The 24,318-nt window shown below is 53.9% G+C and carries 20 protein-coding genes; all 20 read right to left on the bottom strand.

Annotated features, from left to right (window positions below):
* Positions 1 to 14: 14 nt before the first annotated feature.
* Positions 15 to 1,520: a ribosome biogenesis GTPase Der gene (der, locus tag U868_RS0103735; RefSeq protein WP_025152116.1), complete on the bottom strand. Its 1,506-nt coding sequence runs from the start codon at positions 1,518 to 1,520 to the stop codon at positions 15 to 17.
* A gap of 148 nt (positions 1,521 to 1,668) precedes the next feature.
* Positions 1,669 to 2,841 (bottom strand): outer membrane protein assembly factor BamB, encoded by a 1,173-nt coding sequence (gene bamB / locus U868_RS0103730; protein ID WP_025152115.1) that lies wholly within the window; start codon positions 2,839 to 2,841, stop codon positions 1,669 to 1,671.
* Positions 2,842 to 2,855: 14 nt separating this feature from the next.
* Positions 2,856 to 3,473, bottom strand: a complete 618-nt coding sequence (locus tag U868_RS0103725; protein WP_025152114.1) for a YfgM family protein — start codon at positions 3,471 to 3,473, stop codon at positions 2,856 to 2,858.
* A gap of 10 nt (positions 3,474 to 3,483) precedes the next feature.
* Positions 3,484 to 4,764, bottom strand: a complete 1,281-nt coding sequence (gene hisS, locus U868_RS0103720) for a histidine--tRNA ligase (protein WP_025152113.1) — start codon at positions 4,762 to 4,764, stop codon at positions 3,484 to 3,486.
* Between the two features lie 148 nt (positions 4,765 to 4,912).
* The gene (gene ispG / locus U868_RS0103715; protein ID WP_024473931.1) at positions 4,913 to 6,037 is read right to left on the bottom strand and encodes a flavodoxin-dependent (E)-4-hydroxy-3-methylbut-2-enyl-diphosphate synthase; all 1,125 of its coding nucleotides are present in this window, start codon (positions 6,035 to 6,037) and stop codon (positions 4,913 to 4,915) included.
* Positions 6,038 to 6,116: 79 nt separating this feature from the next.
* Positions 6,117 to 7,085: a cytoskeleton protein RodZ gene (gene rodZ / locus U868_RS0103710; RefSeq protein ID WP_025152112.1), complete on the bottom strand. Its 969-nt coding sequence runs from the start codon at positions 7,083 to 7,085 to the stop codon at positions 6,117 to 6,119.
* Positions 7,086 to 7,227: 142 nt separating this feature from the next.
* Positions 7,228 to 7,578, bottom strand: a complete 351-nt coding sequence (locus U868_RS0103705) for a tetratricopeptide repeat protein (RefSeq protein WP_025152111.1) — start codon at positions 7,576 to 7,578, stop codon at positions 7,228 to 7,230.
* 71 nt (positions 7,579 to 7,649) lie between these two features.
* Positions 7,650 to 8,828 carry a bifunctional tRNA (adenosine(37)-C2)-methyltransferase TrmG/ribosomal RNA large subunit methyltransferase RlmN gene (locus U868_RS0103700; protein ID WP_025152110.1) on the bottom strand — a complete coding sequence of 393 codons (1,179 nt, stop codon included), beginning with the start codon at positions 8,826 to 8,828 and terminating at the stop codon, positions 7,650 to 7,652.
* A gap of 195 nt (positions 8,829 to 9,023) precedes the next feature.
* Positions 9,024 to 10,025, bottom strand: coding sequence for a hypothetical protein (locus U868_RS0103690; protein ID WP_025152109.1), 1,002 nt, complete (start codon positions 10,023 to 10,025; stop codon positions 9,024 to 9,026).
* A gap of 135 nt (positions 10,026 to 10,160) precedes the next feature.
* Positions 10,161 to 10,586, bottom strand: a complete 426-nt coding sequence (gene ndk / locus U868_RS0103685) for a nucleoside-diphosphate kinase (RefSeq protein ID WP_025152108.1) — start codon at positions 10,584 to 10,586, stop codon at positions 10,161 to 10,163.
* Between the two features lie 212 nt (positions 10,587 to 10,798).
* The gene (gene pbpC / locus U868_RS0103680) at positions 10,799 to 13,108 is read right to left on the bottom strand and encodes a peptidoglycan glycosyltransferase PbpC (protein ID WP_025152107.1); all 2,310 of its coding nucleotides are present in this window, start codon (positions 13,106 to 13,108) and stop codon (positions 10,799 to 10,801) included.
* A 283-nt stretch (positions 13,109 to 13,391) separates the two neighbouring features.
* The gene (locus U868_RS0103675) at positions 13,392 to 18,413 is read right to left on the bottom strand and encodes an alpha-2-macroglobulin family protein (RefSeq protein WP_025152106.1); all 5,022 of its coding nucleotides are present in this window, start codon (positions 18,411 to 18,413) and stop codon (positions 13,392 to 13,394) included.
* A gap of 141 nt (positions 18,414 to 18,554) precedes the next feature.
* Positions 18,555 to 18,977, bottom strand: a complete 423-nt coding sequence (locus tag U868_RS0103670) for an enhanced serine sensitivity protein SseB C-terminal domain-containing protein (RefSeq protein ID WP_025152105.1) — start codon at positions 18,975 to 18,977, stop codon at positions 18,555 to 18,557.
* 102 nt (positions 18,978 to 19,079) lie between these two features.
* On the bottom strand, positions 19,080 to 20,375 hold the full coding sequence (pepB, locus tag U868_RS0103665; protein WP_025152104.1) for an aminopeptidase PepB: 1,296 nt from the start codon (positions 20,373 to 20,375) through the stop codon (positions 19,080 to 19,082).
* 156 nt (positions 20,376 to 20,531) lie between these two features.
* The gene (gene iscX, locus U868_RS0103660; RefSeq protein WP_025152103.1) at positions 20,532 to 20,732 is read right to left on the bottom strand and encodes a Fe-S cluster assembly protein IscX; all 201 of its coding nucleotides are present in this window, start codon (positions 20,730 to 20,732) and stop codon (positions 20,532 to 20,534) included.
* 14 nt (positions 20,733 to 20,746) lie between these two features.
* Positions 20,747 to 21,082: an ISC system 2Fe-2S type ferredoxin gene (gene fdx, locus U868_RS0103655; protein WP_004236932.1), complete on the bottom strand. Its 336-nt coding sequence runs from the start codon at positions 21,080 to 21,082 to the stop codon at positions 20,747 to 20,749.
* Between the two features lie 10 nt (positions 21,083 to 21,092).
* Entirely contained in the window at positions 21,093 to 22,940 is a 1,848-nt protein-coding gene (gene hscA, locus U868_RS0103650; protein ID WP_025152102.1) for a Fe-S protein assembly chaperone HscA, read from the bottom strand.
* An 8-nt stretch (positions 22,941 to 22,948) separates the two neighbouring features.
* Positions 22,949 to 23,467 carry a co-chaperone HscB gene (hscB, locus tag U868_RS0103645; RefSeq protein WP_025152101.1) on the bottom strand — a complete coding sequence of 173 codons (519 nt, stop codon included), beginning with the start codon at positions 23,465 to 23,467 and terminating at the stop codon, positions 22,949 to 22,951.
* 29 nt (positions 23,468 to 23,496) lie between these two features.
* Positions 23,497 to 23,820, bottom strand: a complete 324-nt coding sequence (gene iscA, locus U868_RS0103640) for an iron-sulfur cluster assembly protein IscA (RefSeq protein ID WP_004236935.1) — start codon at positions 23,818 to 23,820, stop codon at positions 23,497 to 23,499.
* A gap of 102 nt (positions 23,821 to 23,922) precedes the next feature.
* A complete protein-coding gene (gene iscU, locus U868_RS0103635) occupies positions 23,923 to 24,309 on the bottom strand; it encodes a Fe-S cluster assembly scaffold IscU (protein ID WP_004236936.1) in 387 nt (128 codons plus the stop codon).
* Between the last annotated feature and the right edge of the window lie 9 nt (positions 24,310 to 24,318).

The following is a 24,318-nucleotide window of genomic DNA, read 5'->3' as shown; positions in this document are numbered from 1 at the left end:
GCGGGTTTTCCTGATTAACGCCCTTTCTTAATATGGGACATCAGACGTTTACGTTTCCGCAGCTGGGTGGCTGTCAGCACGTTTTTCTTATCCGCAAACGGGTTTTCACCCTCTTTAAACTGGATGCGGATAGGGGTTCCCATCACTTTCAGTGACTGACGGAAATAGTTCATCAGGTAACGTTTATAGCCATCCGGTAAATCTGACACCTGGTTACCGTGGATAACAATAATCGGCGGGTTATAACCCCCTGCGTGCGCATATTTCAGTTTGACGCGACGACCGCGAACCAGCGGCGGCTGATGGTCATCAGCTGCCATTTTCATAATGCGGGTCACCAGTGCGGTACTGACGCGGCGGGTTGCGCAGTCATACGCTTCCTGTACCGAGTCAAACAGGTTACCGACACCGCTGCCGTGCAGCGCGGAGATAAAGTGGATACGGGCGAAATCGACAAAGCCGAGACGCAGTTCCAGCATATCTTTGACGTGATCACGATCCTCTGCGGTCATACCGTCCCATTTGTTGACAGCGATAACCAGGGAACGACCGGCATTGAGGATAAAGCCCAGCAGTGACAGATCCTGGTCTGAAATCCCTTCTCGGGCATCAATCACCAGCAGTACCACGTTCGCATCTTCAATCGCCTGCAGTGTTTTGATAACAGAGAACTTTTCAACCGTTTCAGTGACTTTCCCGCGTTTACGCACACCGGCGGTATCAATGATAATATATTCGCGCCCGTCGCGTTCCATCGGGATATAGATACTGTCACGGGTGGTACCCGGCATATCGTAAACCACCACACGCTCTTCACCGAGGATACGGTTGGTCAGCGTGGATTTCCCGACATTCGGACGCCCGACAATCGCCATTTTAATCGGCTGGTCAATCGGGTTGAAATCATCTTCCTCTTCACCGTCTTCCGTTTCTGCTGTCTGAGCCAGGGCTTCCTGCTCTGCCCAGTACGCGGCGTTAGCCTCTTCTTCGGTTAACTCGCGATCATCATCCTCACTTTCCGGCTCGCCGTAGAACGGTACCAGTGCGCGGGTGATCAACTGACTGACACCACGTCCGTGCGAGGCGGCGATAGGCACCACTTCACCCAGACCCAGGCTGTAGAATTCACCCAGCGCCAGATCCTGATCAATACCATCGATTTTGTTCGCCACCACAAAGGTGGTTTTGTTATCGCGGCTGCGCAGATGTTTGGCGATACCGCTGTCCGCCGGCATCAGACCCGCGCGGGCATCCACCATAAACAGCACGATATCGGCTTCTTCAATCGCCAGCAGTGATTGTGCGGCCATATGGGTTTCAACACCCTCTTCCGTGCCGTCAATACCGCCGGTATCGATAATAATAAATTCCTGTCCCTCAACCTCTGCACGACCGTACTTACGATCCCGCGTCAGGCCGGGGAAATCAGCAACCAACGCATCGCGCGTACGCGTTAAGCGGTTGAATAATGTGGACTTCCCGACATTGGGACGCCCGACCAGAGCAACGACAGGTATCATGCTTTTACTGCCTCATAACACTGAAAAAATCCCCTGCACCATACAGGAGATTAAAGACGAAACGGCCCCTGTCATTCAGGAGCCGTTAATGAAACCACCCCGCAGTCAGCTGCCCTGCCGGAGTGATGCCGGAAACAGCGGTTTACTGTCAGCGGCGGAGCAGATACAGGCGTCCGTCACGGGCCTGCACCATCAGTTTATCACCGGCAATCGACGGACGACTGAGAATGCCGGAACTGTTGAGCTTATTCTGTGCCACAAACTGTCCGTTGGACGTATCCAGCCAGTGGAGATAACCTTCGCCGTCACCGACCACCAGATAGCCGTTAAAGAGTTCCGGTGCGGACAGATTGCGGTGCAGCAGTTTATCCTGTGACCACATGGTAACGCCGTCTGCGGCACGCAGACCATAGATGTTATCATTCTGATCAACAACATAGAGGGATTCACCATCCAGCACCAGTTCGTTGACTGAGCCGAAATCACGTTTCCACAGGATTTGGCCGCTGCGCATATCCATCGCCACCAGATTGCCGTTATAGGCGATAGCGTAAACACGACCATCCGCAACAACCGGGGTCATATCCACGTCATTCAGACGGCTGATTTCGGTGGTACCGGTTGTCTGGGAAATACGCTGCTGCCAGATAATCTGACCTTGTCCGAGCATAACCGCACTGACACGGCCATTATCACCACCGACAAATGCCGCGCCCATGGCCACGGCCGGTGCGGATTCACCACGGACTGACAGGCTCGGGGTATCCAGGTTCAGGCTCCAGCGCTGTTCGCCGGACGCAGTATCAAATGCCTGTAACAGGCCGTTACCGGTATGCACCAGCACCAGACCGTCACTGACTTCCGGACGGGACAGCACTTCACCACCGGCGTTAGCGGTCCATGCGATTTCACCGTCATTCGCGTTCAGGGCGATCAGCGTACCGCGCTCTGTACCCACATAAACGTGTTCACCGGAAACGGTCAGGCCGCCGGATAACATCGCCGGGATATTGGCGGATAAGAAGCCGGTTTTTTCCGCCAGATTCACTGACCAGATTTCAACACCGGAGTCGGCATCCAAGGCTTTGACCAGGCCATTGCGGTCAGCCGCATAGACACTGGATCCTTCCCATGCCGGGGAAAGGTGAGAATAATATTTACCGATACCGTCACCGACAGATTTATCCCACACGGTTTCCGGGGTGAACTGACTTGTCACTTCCGGCAGTGGTGACATCACGATAGTATCCTGTTCACTTGAACAGCCGGCCAGCAGCACAGAGGCGACTAATCCTACCAGCAGTGTTTTACGCAGTTGCATTATCGAGAGTCCCCTCACCCGGCTAAGTTATCGAGTTTGAATGTCATAACGGATTTGATAGTCCCGGCACCTTCACTCTGAATACCGGTGGTGTAGGCTTCCTGCGCGCCTTTCACATCCCCTTTCTGTAACAGGGCATCACCGCGGATATCCTGTGCGTAAGCCGCCCAGCCTTTCCCTTTCACTGCCGCAACGGTTGCCAGCGCGGCATCCGGTTTTTTCTGTCCCAGTTGTACACGGGCCAGACGGGTATTAATCAGATCTTTTAAATCTTCATTATCAGTTTTTGTCAGCGCCTGGCTCAGGGCATTTTCTGCCGCCGGAAGGTCGTTGCTGTCAACCGCTTTCATCGCCAGATCAAGACCGGCGATAGCACCGTAATTGTTATTGGCTTCTTTCGCAAACGCCTGCAGACGGGCTGTCTGCTCCGCCGGGGTGCCTTTCGCTGCGATCGCCGTTTCATAGGCAATCGCCGCATCCTGTAATTTGGTGACCTGGTGAGACTGATAGTAGTTCCAGCCGGCAATACCGCCGATACCGATGATCAAACCTGCCGCGATTGCTTTGCCGTTTTCAACAAAGAAATTCTTCAGCGCTGATACCTGTTCATTTTCTGTGGTATAGACTTCCACACGTCTCTCCTTAACCTAAAAGTTCGCTCAGACGAGCGGAAAGCCCGCTCTGTGCCAGCGTCTGCTGCTCACCGCTGGCCAGTTCTTTGACAGTGACTGTCCCGTTGGCAATTTCATCCTCACCTAAAATCAGGGCGATGCGCGCACCGTTTTTATCCGCACGGCTCAGCTGGCGCTTAAAGTTACCGCCGCCGTAGTTGGTCATGATACGCACATCCGGCAGGCTGTCACGGATCTGTTCCGCCAGCATCATTGCCGCGACCTGGCTGCCTTCACCGAAGGAGGCCAGATAAATATCGGTCACTGCGGTTTCGTTCACAAAGTCAGGATTGACGGACTGAACCAGCAGTACCATACGCTCCAGACCCATGGCAAAACCCACCGCCGGGGTATTATGACCGCCGAGCTGTTCAACCAGCCCGTCATAACGGCCGCCCGCGCAGACTGTCCCCTGCGAACCCAGTGCGGTGGTCACCCACTCAAACACGGTGCGGTTATAGTAATCCAGACCACGGACCAGACGCTGGTTGATGCGGTACTGAATACCGGCGGCATCCAGGATGGCGCACAGGCCGTCAAAGTGGACTTTTGATTCTTCATCAAGATAATCAAACAGTGCCGGTGCATCATTCAGGAGTTCCTGAACAACTCTGTCTTTGGAATCCAGCACGCGCAGCGGGTTGGTGTACATCCGGCGTTTGCAGTCTTCATCCAGTTTATCTTTGTGCTGCTCCAGGAAGGCCACCAGCGCTTCGCGGTAGTTTGCGCGCGCCTGTAACGAACCGATTGAGTTCAGTTCCAGCGTGACATGTTCCGCAATGCCCAGCTCACGCCACCAGCGGGCGGTCATCATAATCAGTTCGGCATCGATATCCGGCCCGCTCAGGCCGAAAATTTCCGCACCCAGCTGATGGAACTGACGATAGCGCCCTTTCTGCGGACGCTCGTGGCGGAACATCGGTCCGATATACCAGAGGCGCTGTTCCTGATTATACAGTAAGCCTCTTTCAATCCCGGCACGAACACAGCCCGCTGTTCCTTCCGGCCGCAGTGTTAAACTCACATTTTCTTCGCGGTCCTGAAAAGAGTACATTTCCTTTTCAACAACATCGGTCACTTCGCCGATGGCGCGCTGAAACAGGGGGGTATGCTCGACAATCGGTGTACGGATTTCACTGATCCCGTAGCTTGTCAGAATGCGTTTAAGCGTGTTTTCAATACGCTGCCATACAGCAGTATCAGCCGGCAGATAATCATTCATACCACGAACAGATTGGATTTTTGTCGCCACGTTAATTCTCTTAACTCAATGAAATATGTTTCCGATTATAAAAGCGACCCGGTGCGGGTGCAATATCGGGAGGCGGATATATCGTCCTAAAACCGCATATCCGCCAAAACAGACAATACCGGCCCGTTAATCATGAGCCGGTCCGTGATTATTCTTTCTCAACCAGACTGATATCAATCCGGTTATTCTGATCCAGCATGGCCGCCTTGGCACGGATTTTCGCTTCTAACTGATCGATCATATCCGTGTTATCCAGACGCTCTTTCTGACGGACTCCGTCTTCGTAGAACCCGCTGCGGGTTTTCGCCCCGGTCACGCCCAGTGTGGAAACCTCCGCCTCACCCGGACCGTTGACCACACAGCCGATAATCGACACATCCATCGGTGTGATGATATCTTCCAGCCGCTGTTCCAGCGCATTCACGGTGCCAATCACATCGAACTCCTGACGGGAGCAGGTCGGACAGGCGATAAAGTTAATGCCGCGCGAACGGATACGCAGGGATTTCAGGATATCAAACCCGACTTTCACCTCTTCCACCGGATCAGCCGCCAGCGAGATACGCAGCGTATCACCAATCCCTTCCGACAGCAGCATACCTAACCCGATCGCTGATTTTACAGAACCGGCACGGGCGCCGCCCGCTTCGGTGATCCCCAGATGCAGCGGCTGATCAATTTTCTGCGCCAGCAGACGGTAAGCACCGACCGCCAGGAAGACATCAGACGCTTTAACACTGACTTTAAACTGGTCAAAATTCAGGCGATCGAGAATATCCACATGGCGCATGGCGGATTCCACCAGCGCTTCCGGGGTCGGTTCGCCGTATTTTTCCTGGATATCTTTTTCCAGCGAGCCGCCGTTCACCCCGATACGGATAGGGATATTATAATGACGGGCGCAATCCACTACCTGACGGATGCGCTCCTCACTGCCGATATTGCCCGGGTTGATACGCAGACAATCCACACCGTACTCCGCCACTTTCAGCGCAATACGGTAATCAAAATGAATGTCCGCCACCAGCGGTACAGAGACCTGCTGTTTAATCAGTTTAAAGGCTTCCGCCGCATCCATGGTCGGCACTGACACGCGGACAATATCCACGCCGACACGTTCCAGGGATTTAATTTGTCTGACGGTCGCCTCAACATCCGTTGTCCGGGTGTTTGTCATTGATTGCACGGCGATAGGTGCACCATCACCGACCGGCACATTTCCCACGTAAATTCGGGTGGACTTGCGTCTTTTTATCGGGGATTCATTATGCATATGTCTTTCTCCGGAACATCCTTGTGTCCTTAATCATTGCTGTGTTTATTGTGTAGTAAAGATTTAATTTAAAAACCAATTATTCACCGGCTTTCGGCACACTCAGGTTTGCAACCCGGTTTGCCTTAACAAAATGGCTCAGATCCACACTCTGACCTTTGAACTGCACATCCACGGCAGCCGGTGCGCCGATTTTCAGACGGTAAGGTTCTGCGCCCGCAAATTCCAGGGTATCCCCTTTTTGTTTGGTGCCGCTGAAAATTTTAGTTCCTTTGTTATCGGTCACTTCCAGCCAGCAGGTGTTTTTGAAGGTCAGAACCAGACCATCCTGTGTCTGTGTGGTGGTCGGCAGTGTGCCGCCTTCGCTGTCCACGGCGCGGTTAACAACCGCCGGTACACGATCACTGCCCGGCAGCGGCACAATCTTGCTGCTGTCAATTTCCTGATCCTGCGGGGTGGCTGCCGATAATTCCAGTGCAGCGGTATTGGTATTGCCCGCCGGTACGGCATCCGGTGTTCCTGCCGGGGCATTCAGTGTCTGCGGCGCATCACTGTCTGCCGGATCGGTACCCGGCGCATCTGCCGCGGCATTCACGGTGACATCATTCTGCTGTGCCAGTGAGGCAATATCGGCCTGTTGTGCCTGATACTGCTGCCACCACCACACCCCCACCAGCGCCAGAACCACCAGCAGCACCAGCCAGGTGAATTTCATCAGCCAGCCTTCGCGTTTTTTACGCTGACGGCCGAGCGTCACACTTTTCATCGGCTGGACTTTGGTCATCTGAGCGGGCGCGATGTTATCAAGATAAGGCATGATTGCAGATTCAGGGAGCTGCAGCAGCTTGGCATAGGTGCGGACATAACCGCGGATAAAGGTCGGGTTGGCTTCTTTCAGTGCATCTTCTTCGATTTCACGCACTGTAGTCAGTTTAAGACAAAGTCTGTCGGCGACTGTTTCCCGTGATAACTGAAGTTGTTCCCGACGTTGTGTTAAGAATTGGCCAAGAGTGAGTTGGAGATTATCTTGAGATTGAGAGTTATTCATGAGTTTCAGGACACAAACAGTTCTGGTTACGAGAAAGCGCGGAGATCTGCCTTTCCGCGCACCGAAGTTCCGTATTCCGGCATACAGCATGCCACCCGTAATAATAAAATAACCCTGAAAACAACATCACTTTTATATTGTTTTACAGACTCTTATCCGGCGGACACTCATAAGCCAAAATGTACTTTACCACACTATCACTGCCTGACGGGGAATTCACGGCTAAATTCAGGTATTTTTCCGCAATTTCAGGCTGCTGATCGCATTTTGCACTCAGCGCCGCGCCTGTCAGCGCACCGGTATGCTGCGGCTGTGCTTTCAGTATCCGGTCAAAATGATACCGCGCGGCATCATACTGACCGGCCTGAAGATAAGCCTCACCCAGTGCAAGACGGGTACCGGTCGCAGCCGGTACTGTCTGTGTCACAGGGGCTGTCCGGCATCCTGCCAGCAGCATTACTGCAATTAAGCCCGGGGAATACGTCCTTATCATACTGCCTCCTTGTCTGTAAGGCAGGTATATTAACGTAAAGTGTCACCCGGGAGTGTTACTTAATATTACTGTCAGACTGCTTTGACAGCGATTGGTTCACCGGCCATACGTTTTTTCAGTGTCCGTTTGGTCCGGTCGATAACATCCCCGGCCAGCTGTCCGCAGGCAGCGTCAATATCATCACCCCGTGTCTTGCGGACAATGGTGGTGAAACCGTATTCCATCAGAACCTTGGCAAAGCGGTCAATCCGGCTGTTTGAGCTGCGCCCGTAAGGGGCGCCCGGGAACGGGTTCCACGGGATCAGGTTGATTTTGCTTGGTGTGTCTTTCAGACAGGCCGCCAGCTGATGTGCCTGATCAGTACTGTCATTAATATGATCCAGCATGACGTATTCCACGGTGACACGGCCGCCGTTCGCATTGGATTTTCCGAGATAACGGCGCACAGATGCCAGGAATGTCTCAATGTTGTATTTTTTGTTGATCGGCACGATTTCATCACGCACATCATCGGTCGGTGCGTGCAGGGAAATGGCGAGCGCCACATCGATCATATCGCCGAGTTTATCCAGCGCCGGAACCACGCCGGAGGTGGAAATCGTCACGCGGCGTTTGGAGAGCCCGAAACCGAAGTCATCCAGCATGATTTCCATCGCCGGAACAACATGGGTCAGGTTCAGCAGCGGTTCACCCATCCCCATCATCACCACGTTGGTGATCGGACGGCGGCCGCTGGATTTCAGGGAGCCGATGATTTTCGCGGCACGCCAGACCTGGCCGATAATTTCAGATACCCGCAGGTTGCGGTTAAAGCCCTGCTGCGCGGTTGAGCAGAATTTGCATTCCAGCGCACAACCGACCTGGGAAGAGACACACAGGGTGGCGCGATCTTCTTCCGGGATATAGACAGTTTCCACTTCCTGGTCGCCGACACGGATAGCCCACTTGATGGTGCCGTCCGCAGAACGCTGTTCTTCTGACACTTCAGGGGCACGGATTTCCGCCACCGCTTTCAGTTTGGTGCGCAGCACTTTGTTGATATCGGTCATCAGATCGAAATCATCATAGCAATAGTGGTAAATCCACTTCATCACCTGATCAGCACGGAAAGGTTTCTCACCCATATCGGCGAAAAACTGGCGCATCTCTTTGCGGGTCAGATCGAGTAAATTAATTTTTCCGTTGATTTTTTCAGGAGCAATCGGTGCGGAGCCTGTTGCACAGGCGTCCCGGGTGGTCAGTTCTGACATTGTTAACATTGCCTCGTTGTTACACTTTCGGCGGTGACACGCAGCGCGCATCACAGATACAGGAATAAGGATAGCCGCTGAAACGGACTGCGTCACGGATACGGCGGAAATATAAAAGCCCCGTATCATAACGGGGCGCGGCATTGTACAAATATTAATGGTGATATGGCAAATGAAAAAACCGGATACCGCATTTCAGTAATAAGATAATAAATTATCCCACTCTTTACTGATCCGGGATCGGTTTGAATCCGTTATTTTTTCAAACTGCGGGTCACCGTGGCGGTAGCTTATTTTATAAAAATCACCGCCGATATGACAAACCACGATATTGTTCAGATAACATTGCTGATCTGCCGTTACCGGAATATCCGCAGCGGTTGACACGGCAACATTATCATCGGAAAACAGATATAACGCTCCGGTCTTACTGCCTTTTTTCAGGGTAAAACAGCTGTTATCGTCAACAGCACGGTTCCCCCTTAATACGATCCCGCTCATCACGGTTTTCCAGTTCACTGACACCGGGATAATACGGATATCGGTCAGGTCATCCCATGATTCATCGGCTATTTTCCGGTAATCGAGATACAGATGCTGATTATCGGTGTACAGTTTTTCCGGCAGCTTTTTATCCGGATTGCCCGTGATCACACGGCGGAATGTGGCAGGATCCGCATCGTCCGAACGGTAAAAGCCATTGAAATAAACATGTTCTTTATCATACGCATAATTGTAATAGCGTGTATTTTCGGGGAATAACCTGAAACTGTCCGCGTCCTCACTGACCAGGTCCAGCCGGATATTATATTCACGGATATTATCACCAAACCAGCAACGCGGTGTAACCAGCGGCGTAATTGAAAAATCCCCGCTGCTGCCCTGACAATCCGGGTCACGCAATGTGTCCATCGCGACATGATAAACCTTGCCGTTCTCTGCCAGAAAATGAACCATGGTATTTTCGCTGAAAAAGAAATCGTTTAAATCCGCTTTGTCGTATTTTACTTTTCTGACAGCGTCATTATCCGCAGATTGCCCGGCATTCTGCTCCCACAAAATAACATCTTCTTTCGGTGTGCATATTTTTCTGACGTTATTACCGTAATCTTCAATACAGTCCGGCCCGCCGGTCATCTGTGCGATAAAAAAAATACTGACGAGCAGTATACCGGCAATATAACAATATTTTTTCATACGGGTTCCCTGACAGCATAAAATATCCACATTAATTTTAATGTTTATAACACAGACTCAGCGGAACAAAAATATAAGAGAGGACAGGGACGGGAGCAGCCGGAACCTGCGGGAGGCTCCGGCTGAAATGCGTGATCAGCGCGGGCAGATTTCATCTTCAGTGAAAAAATACGCGATTTCACGGGCGGCGGACGCTTCCGCATCAGAGCCGTGTACGGCGTTTTCAGTGAAGCTGTCGGCGTAATCCGCACGGAGTGTACCGGCCAGGGCGTTATCCGGATTGGTGGCGCCCATCAGGTCACGGTGACGCTGCACGGCATTTTCCCCTTCCAGCACCTGTACCATAATCGGGCCGGAGGTCATAAATTCCACCAGACCATCAAAGAACGGACGGCCTTTGTGCTCAGCGTAGAATCCTTCCGCCTGTTCGCGGGTCAGGTGCAGCATTTTGGCGGCGATAATACGGAAACCGGCGCTTTCAAAACGGTGATAAATGTCCCCGATAGCATTTTTCTTTACGGCGTTTGGCTTGATGATTGAAAATGTGCGTTGTACAGACATGAATTGACCTCATTGTGCGCTTGTGCGCTGTTGTCATTGTTATTTGCGGCTGACGGCAGACCGGTCCACACCTTGTGGTAAGGCGATGATTATACGGGCTCACCTCTGTTTCGCCTACAGTTACGCAACATTTTTGCAAAGTATTCCGCATGACAGATCACAGATTTTCCGTCTGTATCACACTTTTTCCGCTGCTGCTCCCGCCGTTTCTGCTATTTCAGGGTAAAACTGACTGAACTGACCTGTCCGCTGAGATCCAGCACTGTCAGCTGATAACGTCCCGGGGTATCCAGGGTCAGTAACAGCGGGTCACCGGATTCTGTACTGCCGGCCTGGTCACCGTTGAGAAACCACCACTGAGTGCCCTCTCCGCCCTGCGTCACGACCCGCAGATCAAGGGTTTTCGCCAGCGGCAGACGGCGAAGCACATCCCCTTCGCGGATCCCGGAAATCAGCAGCGGCGCGGCTTCCACCCGCAGCGGCGGACAGATTTTACTCACCGGCGGCAGGCGGTGGCTGCGGCGTTCACCCGGCGGCAGCCAGCTCTCCAGTGCAATCGGCCACAGCGCCACGGTTTTCTCCTGTGCATCCGGACAATTCGGAGACACCCGTTCCCCCTGCCCGTTAACCCAGATCACGGCATTGGTGCCGGACAGGCTTTCCTGCCCTGCGGACGGCAGTGTCGGCGGCACAGTATTATCCAGCACCAGCGCTATCCGCTGCTGACGGCAATTCGGATCCTGCTTATCCGCCACCAGTCCTGACGGCCAGCAAATCATTTTACTGCTGACACTGATGGGTTTCGGATCCGGTAATTTTTTGCCACCGCGTGCCCGCAGATAACTGTCCACCTGATACAGAATCGGGATCGCGGTTGCGAACCCGGCCTGTCCGGCCACCGGCGTGCCGTCCGGTCGTCCGACCCACACCCCGATGGTGTAACGGTTATTCACCCCCAGCGCCCAGGCATCACGGTAACCGTAACTGGTGCCGGTTTTCCATGCCAGCGGCACGTCCTGAGCCAGCCGGTCATCCGCCAGCGGCCGCGTCTCTCCGGCCATCACCCGTCGTGTGATCCACGCCGCGCCCGGGGAGATCAGCTGCCGCTCTGCCAGCGGATCCTCCGGACGAAAACGCACCGGTGCCACTTTGCCCTGACGGGCAAACGCGCTGTAGGCGGCGATCAGCTGATCCATCCGTGCCCCTGTCCCGCCCAGGATCAGCGACAGATTCGGATCACTGCCGAGCGGAAAGCGCAGCTCCAGGCCGACATTGCGCAGTTTGGCACTGAACCGTTTCGGACCGTACACATCCAGCAACTGAACCACCGGCAGATTCAGAGAGCGGCGCAGTGCCTCACTGACACTCACCGGCCCGCTGAATCCGGTATCAAAGTTACCCGGCCGGTAATCATTAAAGCGGCGCGGTACATCCTGTAACAGGGATTCACTGTGGATCAGCCCCTCATCCATCGCCAGGGCATATAAAAACGGTTTCAGTGTGGAACCGGGCGAACGCCAGGCGCTGTTCACATCCACATGCCCGAAACGGGTGTCATCAGAGAAATCGATAGAGCCGACATAGCCCTTCACACTCATATCGCGGTTATCCACCACCATAATGCCGAGTGAGGTTTTTTCCGGCAGCTGGTATTTGCGGTTACGGGCCATCTCCTCCAGCTGACGCTGAATGGCGGGATTGACAGTGGTGCGTATCACCGGATCTTTCACCCCCTGCGCCACACGCCGTGCCAGCAGCGGTGCGGAATGCGGCACCTGGCGCGGTGCCAGCCAGATACTCTCCTGCTTTAAATCGTCCACTTTTGCCTGCGGCCACACCTCAAATTCGGCCAGCCGGTCAAGCACCTTATTACGGGCCGCTTCCGCGCGCTGCGGATAACGATCCGGGCGCAGACGGCTCGGTGCCTGCGGCAGGACCGCCAGCAGTGCCGCTTCCCCGGCGGTCAGTTCCGACGGTGGTTTACCGAGATACATCCAGCTCGCCGCACCAATACCTTCTACCGTGCCGCCGTACGGAGCGCGGTTAAGATACATCTCCAGAATATCATCTTTGGAATAGTGCCATTCCAGCTGAATGGTGCGGAAAACCTGTTTCAGTTTGCCGGTCAGCGTGCGGTCATGGGGGTCGAGCAGACGGGCGACCTGCATGGAGAGCGTGCTGCCGCCGGAGACAATGCGTCCGGAGGTCAGATCCTGCAACGCCGCACGGCCGATAGCCACCGGGTTGATGCCCGGGTGCTGATAGAAATAGCGATCTTCGTATGTCAGAAGCGCTTCAATAAATTCCGGTGATACATCCTTCAGTGTGACCGGGTAGCGCCACACACCGTTACTGTCGGCAAAACGCCACAGCGGTGATCCGTCCTCAGCCGTAACCGTACGTGCCATCACCACTTCATCCAGCGGTAACGGCCAGATTTTATCAGCCAGCCAGAGCAGCGGCGGTGTCAGAACAATTGTTATCAGGCCGGTCAGCGCGAGACGTTTAAACCACACTTTCATGTATCAAACCGCATTATCAGAATTCTTAAGATAAGATGCCCTTATAACAGATTATAAGGGCATCAGGTCGTTGACAAACCCGCAGGGATTGGCGACGACCGGCAGGAGTTGTAAAAATAAACCAGGAAAATCAATTTATTGATTTTCGGCTGATAACACAAAGCAGGAAAAACCACGTTTTATCCTGCTTTGTATACAATTTCATGCCCTTATAACAGACTATAAGGGCATAAAACCTATTTTGCTGCCGCAGCCCGGAGGCTGCGGACAACAAGCTGTACTGTTAACGAACCACTTCCAGTGTTGCCGGTGTCACACCGGTGGCGCGCCAGGACGGAATATACATCGATTCCACCTGTGGTGCCGGCACACTGTATTTACCCGGAGTGACCGCGCGGGCCAGATAGACCAGCGTCACCGGACGGTACTCTTCCACCGCCACCTGGGAGACAAAGCGATCATCACGGTATTCGGTATGGCGGATATTGGCCTGCTGCATATCCTGGATAGCTTCGGCCAGGTTCGGCGCGCTGTCCGCCAGACTTGCACTGGCTGCCGCCAGGTTCTGGTTTTCCAGCTCCAGACCGGCCGGTAACAGATCCACCACCAGCGCATCCGGTACGTTGCGGTCAGCCTGAATATCCAGACGGACAGCCACCAGATCACCGCTGCTCAGGCGGTCAATACTGATCGGATTACCGTTCAGATCCATATACGTCCGCTTGATCTTCAGCACTTCCGATGACGGAGCCGGTGCCTGTAACGGATAACCGGTGATATTCACACGACCAAACAGCTCTGCATCCCCGCGGTTCGCGACACTGATGCCGTTATTCAGCTGTGCCGCTGTGAGAGTCTCACGCAGCGCGCTGTCACGGCTGACTGCCGGGGCCTGCCCGTTGATCAGGGCAGACCACGGTTTTTCGCTCTGATTAATGTACTGACGACCTGCCAGATACAGAGCGTTGCTCTCCTGAGTGGAGAAGTAACGGTTATTCTGTATCTCCGCAGAGAGTGCCTGCAACTTCCCGTAACGCTGATCCGCATTGGAATCCGCCTCACTCAGCAGGGCAATAATCATGGCATCATCACGGATAGTGCTGCCGTAATCGCCGGTGTAGACACTGTCACGGTTCTTCATCACACCCAGACGGATGGCTTCATTACCGCGATCCGCATCCCCCATTTTCTTCAGGGCGATACCCAGCTGTACCAGTGCCAGCCCGCTTGCGGCATCGTCACGGCGCTGATAGACCTGACGCAGTGCGCCGAGCGGTGCTTTCTGCTGCTGTGCCAGCACATAACCGGCATACGCCTGTACCGCAAAGCGCATCTGGTCGCTGTTGCCGTAATAGTTGCTGCTGATCACCGAGCGATCCTGCAGATAGCGCAGCAGGCGGTTATTGGCGTTGCTCAGAGCATCCGCCGGAACGTCAAACCCGCGCTGTCCGGCACGGAACAGGAAATCTGTCGCGTAAGCGGTCAGCCACGGCTCTTCCGCGCCGCTGTTATCCCACAGGGAGAAACTGCCGTCACTGCGCTGCATGCCGAGCAGATGCGGGATACCGGTCATCACCGCCTGACGGCGTCCGGCATCAGTCTGGGTTTTAATGCCCAGTTTTTTCAGTTCCGCTTCAGAGGAGTACAGGGACGGATACAGCCCGCTCACCGTCTGTTCCAGACAGCCGTACGGATAGGCATAGAGTTCACGGATGTAACGCGAGATATCCAGCGGCGGACGGCTGGTCAGCGTCATTTCACCGGACACGGTACCGGCATCCAGATAGCCGATCTGATCTGCCGGTAATGCCCATTCCCCGCCATTGCCGAGTGACATCGAGTAAGAAACGGTTTCAGCCGGATACGCCGGACGGACACCGATTTTCCAGCTGTTTTTGTAGGTGTTGCTGCTGTCATCAGGCAGTTTCAGTCCTTTGACCGTCATAAACACCTCGCCCTGACCAAAGCCGTTGGCGGCTTCAACCGGGACATTCACAGAGGTGCGCTGACCTTTCGCCAGGGTGATTTCTTTCTCTGCCGCCCCTTTGAGATGCACCATGCCGTCCGCGCTGAAATTCACGGTCAGATTCTGTGTTTCATCGGTCAGGTTGGTCAGATCCAGTGTCAGCTGCGAACGGTCACCGCCGGCCATAAAGCGCGGCAGCGCCATCTGGCTGATCACCGGTGCGGCAACAATGACTTTATTCTGCGCATGACCGAAATCTTCATCCGTCCAGGCCTGAGCCATCAGGCGCAGTTCGCCGTTGAAATCCGGAATTGACAGAGTCACCGTTCCTTCGCCCTGCGCATTCAGTTCCACCGGTGCCGCCTGCTGTGCGACAATCTGCACTTCGGTCAGCGGTTTCAGGCCGCCGCGATCGAGGTCATCACCGCCGTCGCCCCCGAACCTCAGTGTGCCGAGACGACCACTGCCCTCAATCAGCTGACCATAGACATCATACTGATCCACGCTGTAGCGCTTGCGGCCAAAGAAGGCATCATACGGATCCGGTGTTTTGTAATCGGTGATATTGAGCACACCGGTGTCCACGGCGGAAATCAGTACATTCACTTTTTCCGGTGCCGCTTTGCCGTCCTGTGCTTTCGCGTTGATTTTAACGGTCAGATCCTGATTCGGACGGATGCGGGCCGGGGTATCCAGTGTCACATCAATCTTACGGGCCGGATCAGCCATCGGAATATGCAGAATGCCGACCGCGCGTTTGACGGTAGCCTGACGGGAGCTGTCACCCGGACGGACAACCACCGCTGTCGCATACAGGTCGTGACGTGTCCACTCTTTGTTCAGCGGGATTTCCACATCGGTGCCGCCTTCCGGCACATCCACTTCCTGCCACCATAACGGGCCGTCACTGGATTCCAGCAGCACATAACCTTTACCGGCCTGCGGTGCGGTCACATTCAGTTTTACTTTATCACCGGCGTGATAATTTGGTTTATCCAGTTTCAGTTTCACCTGGTCCGGGCGAACCGCACCGGTGCCACCGGTGTTATCCTGCCAGGAATAACCCGCCCAGAAACGCACACTGCTGGTCAGCCCGGTGGACGGATCCACCACTTCCAGACGGTATGCACCCCAGGAGACCGGGACGGTCACTTTTGCCGTGCCGTCTTTGGCAATACTGATTTTGTCATCAGACATCACGAGGTCTTTCTGATCATACCCGGATGACCAGCCTTCGGAGTCAGACCAGCGCCAGTAATAATCACGGCGCTCATAAATCAGACGCGCATTCAGGTCATCTGCTTTTAACTTATTCCCCTGACGATCGGTATAGACAATTTCAAATTCAGCCAGTGAATCTTCATCCATACTGTACTGCGACACATATTTGTCAGTGCGGTAATCGTAAACCTCTTTTTTGGCGAAGAGCGGACGGATACCGGCCATTTTCGCAGCAGGCCATACCGCAACATCCGCGCGGCGGGTCACCGGACGGCCGCCGGTTTCCATCAGGCTTGCCTGGAGGATCAATTTAAACGGCGATTTCACCTCTTTCCAGTAATCATTACTGATGGTGAATGCCAGCTCGCCGCCGTCATCCATGGTTTCGTCGAACTCATCCAGAGTGCGGGTCAGGCTCGCTTCCTGAATATCACCGAATTCAAAGCCCGGCAGTTTGGCGGACGCTTCGCGATCCGGACGCATAAACAGCTGTCCGGTCAGCTGGTTACCGGCTGCCGGTGCACCATAAAGATAATGACCTTCAATCTCAAAGTCGGCGGACTGCTGTGTGGTGATCGGCTGTTTATCAGTTTTGATTTCCATTGCCATGCGCTCAGGCATGAAATCTTCCACATTGACGCTGTAGAAGCGCGGCGTGTTATCCCCGAGATCAAAACGCAGTGTCAGCTTACCGGTCTCGATATTTTCCGGAATCGCATACTGATACTGATAAAGACCGTTTTCCGGCTGCCAGACGAAAGTGGAGGCCACCTGACCGTCGTTTTTCAGCACATCCACTTTGACAGGCTGATCTTTAACCGGATGACCGTCACCGTCACGCAGCAGGCCGTTGATCACCAGAGTTTCCCCCGGACGGTACAGATCACGCGGACCAAAGACGAAGAATTGTTTTGCATAGCCCTGCGGACCGGCGATATCAAACTCTGCCAGGTCAAGCGCCGGGTTTTTCAGGTCGATCATACTGGTCTGGCCGTTGTTAATCGCCAGTAACAGCGCGGCATCCGCCCCGCGATCCAGTCTGGCATGACCGCTGCTGTCGGTTTCTGCTTTGCTGAGAAGCTGGCCTTTACTGTCGAGTAAACGGATTTCCACGCCTTTCAGCGCGCTGCCTTTCGCCAGCGACTGGGTAAAGACATCCAGCTCATTCAGGTAGCTGTGCATGGACACGCCGATATCACTCAGGGTAAAGAGTGTGGCAGGCATGGTGTAGCTGTAGCGCCCGGCCTGCTGCATCACCGCCAGATACACGCCTTCTTCCTGTAACGGCTTGATATCCTTCAGCGGGATCTGCATATTTTCGCGGGTGTTTTTCTGCGGATTGAGATCAAAACGCCCGGTATAGACCAGATCGGTATTATTCAGCAGATCATCCGAATTCCAGTACTGGAGATTGTTGCCGTACTGCCAGCTTGCGAGGAAAGACGCCAGGGAATCCGGTTTGATGCGGTAGAAATTGACATCAATACTGTCCACGTTCAGCGCGAATACCGGCAGTCCCTGTAAGACATCTGCCGGGAACAGTGAACCGCGGCTGGCAAAGCCGACACTCGGCACCACATCCGCAGTGGTCAGTTTTAAATCGTAACCGTTAACCAGTGTGCGCTCATTGATACCGCGCACGCCGCGATCGATACTCAGCTGCAATTCCCGTGACGGCGGCAGATGGCGCATACGCAGTTCCATCAGATTATCCGACAGCTCCCAGGCCCCTTCCAGCTTACCGTTTTTCACGTCCACCAGACGGGCAAACTGACTGAAATCCTGGTTCGGATCCAGCGGAACGGAGAAGGTCACCACCATCGCATTTGCACCATCAAGCTGGATCTCAGAGGCGTCGATGATAGTCACATCTTTCCCGGCATAGCGCTTGCTCAGCTCTGCCAGTGATGCGGTGTCCTGTGTTTTTTTCGCAGACGGGGAGGAAACAGATGAGGAAGACGGGTTTTCTTTATTATTGGCTGACGCGCTGTCATTACTGCCCGCAGCCGTGGTGTTACTGCCGGTGTCATCACAACCCATGAGCGCCAGCGCTGATGCAAGAAGCACTGCAATGCAGCGTTTTTTGCCGGGAGCCTGTCCTGCAATCGGAGAACGCATAATCAATCCTTTCTGGTGAGCCCGGAAAACGGGCACTTGTTCGGTATTATTTCACGAAGTGTAAACAAAGCCTAAACAAGCGTATAGTGCATTATTCTGAATATCTGCACTATACATATTCACCATCCGGATAAATTGTTGTTATGCTTCTGTTACCGGAATGGCATTGCGCAGCCAGCCACCAAGGCGGCGCTGATAAAATGCCTGAATGTGTTGTGTAAGGAAGTGTGTCAGTCCGTCATTCTCATCCGGATTTAACAGACAAAAATCAATATGTTCCCCGTCAGCGAGGTGATCCATCGCTGCCTCTGCCGCCTGACGGATCACGGTATCCGCGTCCTGTTCTTCACTCAGTTCCAGCACAATCAGCAATACCGGTTCATCCGGGACAGTGTTGTTTTTTTCGGCTGCCATTACCCAAAATGCACGGCGCACCGGTTTGTGCTGTTTAAACACACCGGTCAGCGCATCAAGCACCGCATCCGGTTTGTTCTCCGGCACACTCAGCAGCAGTGCGCTGCCCTGTTCAATCATCACTTCCTGCACCGGGAGTGTATCCGACATTACAGAACTCCTTATTTCAGTCTCTGTCTTCGTAAATGTCACAGAAAAACGGCCACATATGATGTGACCGTTTTACAGCAGAATCAGCAGGGCAATGCCCGGTTACTGTCCGGCTTTTTTCAGCAGCAGTGCCGCCACGGTGCGCACACCATAGCCGGTGGCTCCCGCAGACCATAAGTCTGACGGCGCTTTGCGGTAAGTGGCTGCACAGTCAATGTGCAGCCAGTTTTTGCGGTAATCTTCCACAAAGTGAGACAGGAATGCCGCTGCGGTACTTGCCCCGGCAGTATTCGGTGCCCCGGTGTTGCTCAGATCAGCAAAGGAGGACGGTATCTGACGACGGTGGAATTCTGCCAGCGGCAGGCGCCAGAACATCTCTTTTTCCTGATCAGCGGCTGACATCAGTTCATTGTACAGCGCGTCATCAAAGCTCATCACCGCGTGATAGTCGTTACCGACGGCCGTTTTCGCCGCCCCGGTCAGGGTCGCTGCATCGATGATAAACCCGGCGTTATCTTTGTCCGCTTCAATCAGACCATCGGCCAGTACCAGGCGGCCTTCAGCATCAGTATTCATGATTTCAACAGATTTACCGTTGCTGTAACGGATAATATCACCCAGTTTGAAGGCATTGCCGCTCACCAGGTTATCCGCGATACACAGATACAGTTTGACGCGCTTTTGCAGGCCGCGGCTGATAGCCATTGCCAGTGCGCCGGTCAGGGTGGCAGCGCCGCCCATATCGGATTTCATGGAGTCCATGGAAGAAGACGGTTTCAGGCTGTAGCCGCCGGAATCAAAAGTGATCCCTTTACCGACCAGGCTGGCAAACACCGGTGCGTTTTCCTGTTTGCCCGGATTGTAATCCAGCGCCAGCAGTACCGGCGGACGCACAGAGCCGCGACCGACTGTGTGGATCCCCATATAGCCCTGCTCGCGTAAATCGTCCCCTTTGATGATACGGTAACCGACAGAATTGCAGGAAACGCCGCACAGCAGATCAACCGCACGTTGCGCCAGCTGTTCCGGGCTCAGTTCTTCCGCAGGGGTATTGATGATATCGCGTACCCAGTCGATGATACGGATACGGTGTTCCAGTTCGGTTTTATCCGCTTCCGGTAATTCCGGCCATTCAATCGAGCGTGCGCCTTTCGGACCACGGAAGCCCTGCCAGAATGCCCAGCTGGTTTCCAGATCCCAGTTGCTGCCGCTCAGCACCACATTGCGGATGCCCTGACCGTCGATTTTGCGGCCTGCGCTCTGCACGGCGCACAGCATCCCTTTGCGGCTTAAATGAACGGTCATTCCTTTGTCAGTCGCGCTGACCAGGGCTTTCTCTCCCCACGCCGGAGAAGCAGGTTCATACGATAAGGTTACAGGCATGATGAGTTGCGTCATTTCGTTCTCTCTTTTAACTTTTAGACTGCCGTAACAGTCAGATTTTTTTGAGGAATGCACGGCGTGCCGGTCTGCACAGGAGGCGGTAACAGCATACGCGCATCAGAGACCGCACGCTAACACAATTGTGCGGCCTGATGCGCGTAACAAAAGACATCATTCAAATTCGCTGAGCCAGACTAACAAAATTGCTTCTAACACTTTTTCGTTAGATTTTTCAGGTGCATCGTCAAATTCTTCCAGTTCGCAGATCCACTGGTGCATATCCGTGAAACGCACGGTTTTCGGGTCCGTGTCCGGGTACAGATCATACAGTGCTTCGCCGATTTCACGGCTGTCCTGCCATTTCAGTCCCATTTCAGGCTCCTTTATCAGTGCTCACGCGCGTGGTTGATGGTGTATTTCGGAATTTCCACCACCAGGTCTTCATCCGCGACTTTCGCCTGGCAGCTCAGACGGCTTTCCGGCTCGAGACCCCAGGCTTTGTCCAGCATGTCATCTTCCAGCTCACTGCTCTCTCCGAGGGAGTCAAACCCTTCGCGGACGATACAGTGACAGGTTGTGCAGGCACATGATTTCTCACAGGCATGTTCAATTTCGATACCGTTACGCAGGGCAACATCCAGAATTGACTCACCTTCATTTGCGTCGTATACCGCACCTTCAGGGCATAATGACTCATGCGGTAAAAAAACAATCTTAGGCATAATCTTCCCGTTATATCTCATCCACAGAGTGACCCGCGAGTGCCTTGCGGACAGAATTGTCCATCCGGCGCGCCGCGAATACCTGTGTTTGCTTGTCCAGTTGTTTAATTGCGTTTTCAATGGCGGCTGGTGAGTCGCCTTCAACGCTCTCAATAAGCACACCGACTGCCGCATCAATAGCAGCATTTTCGTCGTCGCTCAGTAAATTGCCATCCTCTGAAAGCGCCTGAGTCAGGCTTTCCAGCAGGCGGGCAGCTTCCACTTTTTGTTCCGCCAGACGGCGGGTGGATAAATCATTTTCTGCGTTTTCGAGCGAATCTTTGATCATCCCTGCGATATCGGTATCGCTCAGGCCGTAAGACGGTTTGATCTGGACGGAGGCCTGCACGCCGGTTGATTTCTCCAGTGCGCTGACACTCAGCAGCCCGTCCGCATCCACCTGGAAGGTGACACGGATATGGGCGTTACCGGCGGCCATCGGCGGGATACCGCGCAGGGTGAAACGCGCCAGGGAACGGCAGTCGCTGACCATTTCCCGCTCGCCCTGCAGCACATGAATGGTCATGGCGGTCTGGCCGTCTTTAAAGGTGGTAAATTCCTGGGCACGGGCTGCCGGAATGGTGGTGTTGCGCGGAATGACTTTTTCCACCAGGCCGCCCATGGTTTCCAGCCCCAGCGAGAGCGGGATCACATCCAGCAGCAGCATGTCGCTGTCCGGTTTGTTACCGGCCAGAATGTCCGCCTGAATCGCGGCACCGATAGCAACCACTTTGTCCGGGTCAATCGAGGTCAGCGGCTCTTTGCTGAAGAACTCACCGACCAGCTCACGCACCAGCGGTACGCGGGTTGATCCGCCGACCATCACCACCTCGCGGACTTCATCCTGATCCGTCCCCGCATCTTTCAGGGCACGGCGGCAGGTCATCAGGGTTTTTCTGACCAGCGGACGAATGAGTTCCTCAAAGGTCTCGCGGGTCAGCACACCCTGCCAGCCATCCAGGGAGAGGGTGGTTTGTGCGGCATCAGACAGTGCGATTTTGGCTTCCGCCGCCGCATTTAATACTTCGCGGTGCTGCGAATGCCCCTGTGACTGAATGCCGCGCTGCTTATAAATCCAGTCTGCAATCAGATTATCGAAATCATCACCGCCAAGCGCGGTATCACCGCCGGTGGCCAGCACTTCAAATACACCACGGCTCAGACGCAGCACAGAGATATCAAACGTACCGCCGCCGAGGTCATAAACCGCAATCACCCCTTCCTGACCGGAATCCAGTCCGTAGGCGATAGCTGCCGCTGTCGGCTCATTCAGCAGACGCAACACGTGTAATCCGGCAAGACGGGCAGCATCTTTGGTGCCCTGACGCTGCGCGTCATCAAAATAGGCAGGGACGGTGATCACCACGCCATCCAGCTCACCGCCGAGGGTTTCCTGCGCGCGCTGTGCCAGCACGGACAGAATATCCGCCGAAACACGGACAGGATCTGTCAATCCGGCTGCGGTGCGGATGATTGGCAGGCCGTTTTCGCCCGCCTGTAACTGATACGGTAAATCAGGGTAGCGCTGCGTGATATCGGTCAGTGAGCGTCCCATCATGCGTTTGACAGAGATAATGGTATTCTGAGGATCTGCCGCTGCGTTTGCACGGGCATCCCAGCCGACCAGGCGGCTGTCCGCACTGTACTGCACCACGGATGGCAGTAAATAACGCCCTTCGTGGTCGGGCAGTACATCGGTTTCACCACTGCGTACAGTGGCGACCAGTGAATGGGTGGTGCCTAAATCAATACCCGCAGCAAGGCGGCGCTGATGCGGGGCGGGAGCCTGTCCCGGTTCGCTGATTTGTAACAGTGCCATATTTTCCCCTAGAAACTGTCGAGCAAACGTTCTTCAAGATTTTCAATTTGTTGCGTCAGTTTACTTAAAAATCGTAATTTACGCACGCTGTCCGCCGCAGCGGCCCACTCTTCGTCATCCAGCTGACGAATCATCTCTGCCATCCGGGTTTTTGTCATTTTAGTGATAGTGGCAGCAAAACCGGCCAGTGCATCACTGTCCTGTTTTTGTTCAATGATATCGAGGGCTTCGCGCAGCTCCAGCTGCTCCATCAGAAATGCGGTATCATGCATTGTATGCTGTTCATTATTGATATCAATATCATGTAACAGCAGCATGTATTCCGCGCGTTTCAGGGGATGTTTCAGGGACTGGTAGGCGTCATTGATGGTCGCGGCCATCGTCAGTGCCTGCGCTTGTTCTTTCGCATCACCGGCAGCAAATCTGTCCGGGTGATACTGGCGCTGCAAATCCTGATAACGACCGGCAAGTACCTGTGTGTCAAGGTCATAACGCACAGGCAGGCTGAACAGGGAAAAATAGTTCATCGTATTCTCTTCGCGGATAAATGGATCAGTTAAACGTGGAAACTCTCGCCGCAGCCGCATTCGCTGTTGACGTTCGGGTTATTGAATTTAAACCCTTCGTTTAACCCTTCCTTCACGAAATCCACTTCCGTACCGTCAAGATACACAATACTTTTTCCGTCGATGATCACTTTTACGCCGTGATCTTCAAAGACGACATCATCTTCATTAATGACATCGGCAAATTCAAGTACGTAAGCCATACCAGAGCAACCGGAGGTTCTCACGCCTAACCGCAGACCTACTCCTTTACCACGGTTTGCCAGAAAACTGGTGACCCGGTTTGCCGCACTTTCTGTAAGAGAAACGGACATTACACACCTCGCTCTATAAACCAGTATGGCGGATGACCGATGAGATCAGTATCCGCCATTATTTTATTGTTTTACCTGCTGCACACCGGCAGCGGCGGGCTATTAGTTGCCCCGGCGTTTACTTTTGTAATCCGCAATTGCTGCTTTGATCGCATCTTCAGCCAGAATCGAGCAGTGAATTTTCACCGGCGGTAATTCCAGTTCTTCCGCAATCGCGGTATTTTTGATGGCTTCCGCTTCATCCAGGGTCTTCCCTTTCATCCACTCAGTCACCAGTGAGCTTGACGCAATCGCCGAGCCGCAGCCGTAGGTTTTGAAACGCGCGTCTTCAATCACGCCGTTGTCATCCACTTTGATCTGTAACTTCATTACGTCACCACAGGCCGGCGCACCCACCATGCCGCTGCCGACAGTCGGATCTTCGTTGTCGAATGAACCGACATTGCGCGGGTTTTCGTAGTGATCGATTACTTTATCGCTATAAGCCATTGTTTATAC

This window comes from Morganella morganii H1r, from assembly GCF_000633515.1.
In the GTDB taxonomy this organism is placed as follows: domain Bacteria; phylum Pseudomonadota; class Gammaproteobacteria; order Enterobacterales; family Enterobacteriaceae; genus Morganella; species Morganella morganii_B.
Note: the sequence above shows the minus strand (reverse complement) of the source record. Positions and strands in the feature narration are given on the sequence as shown.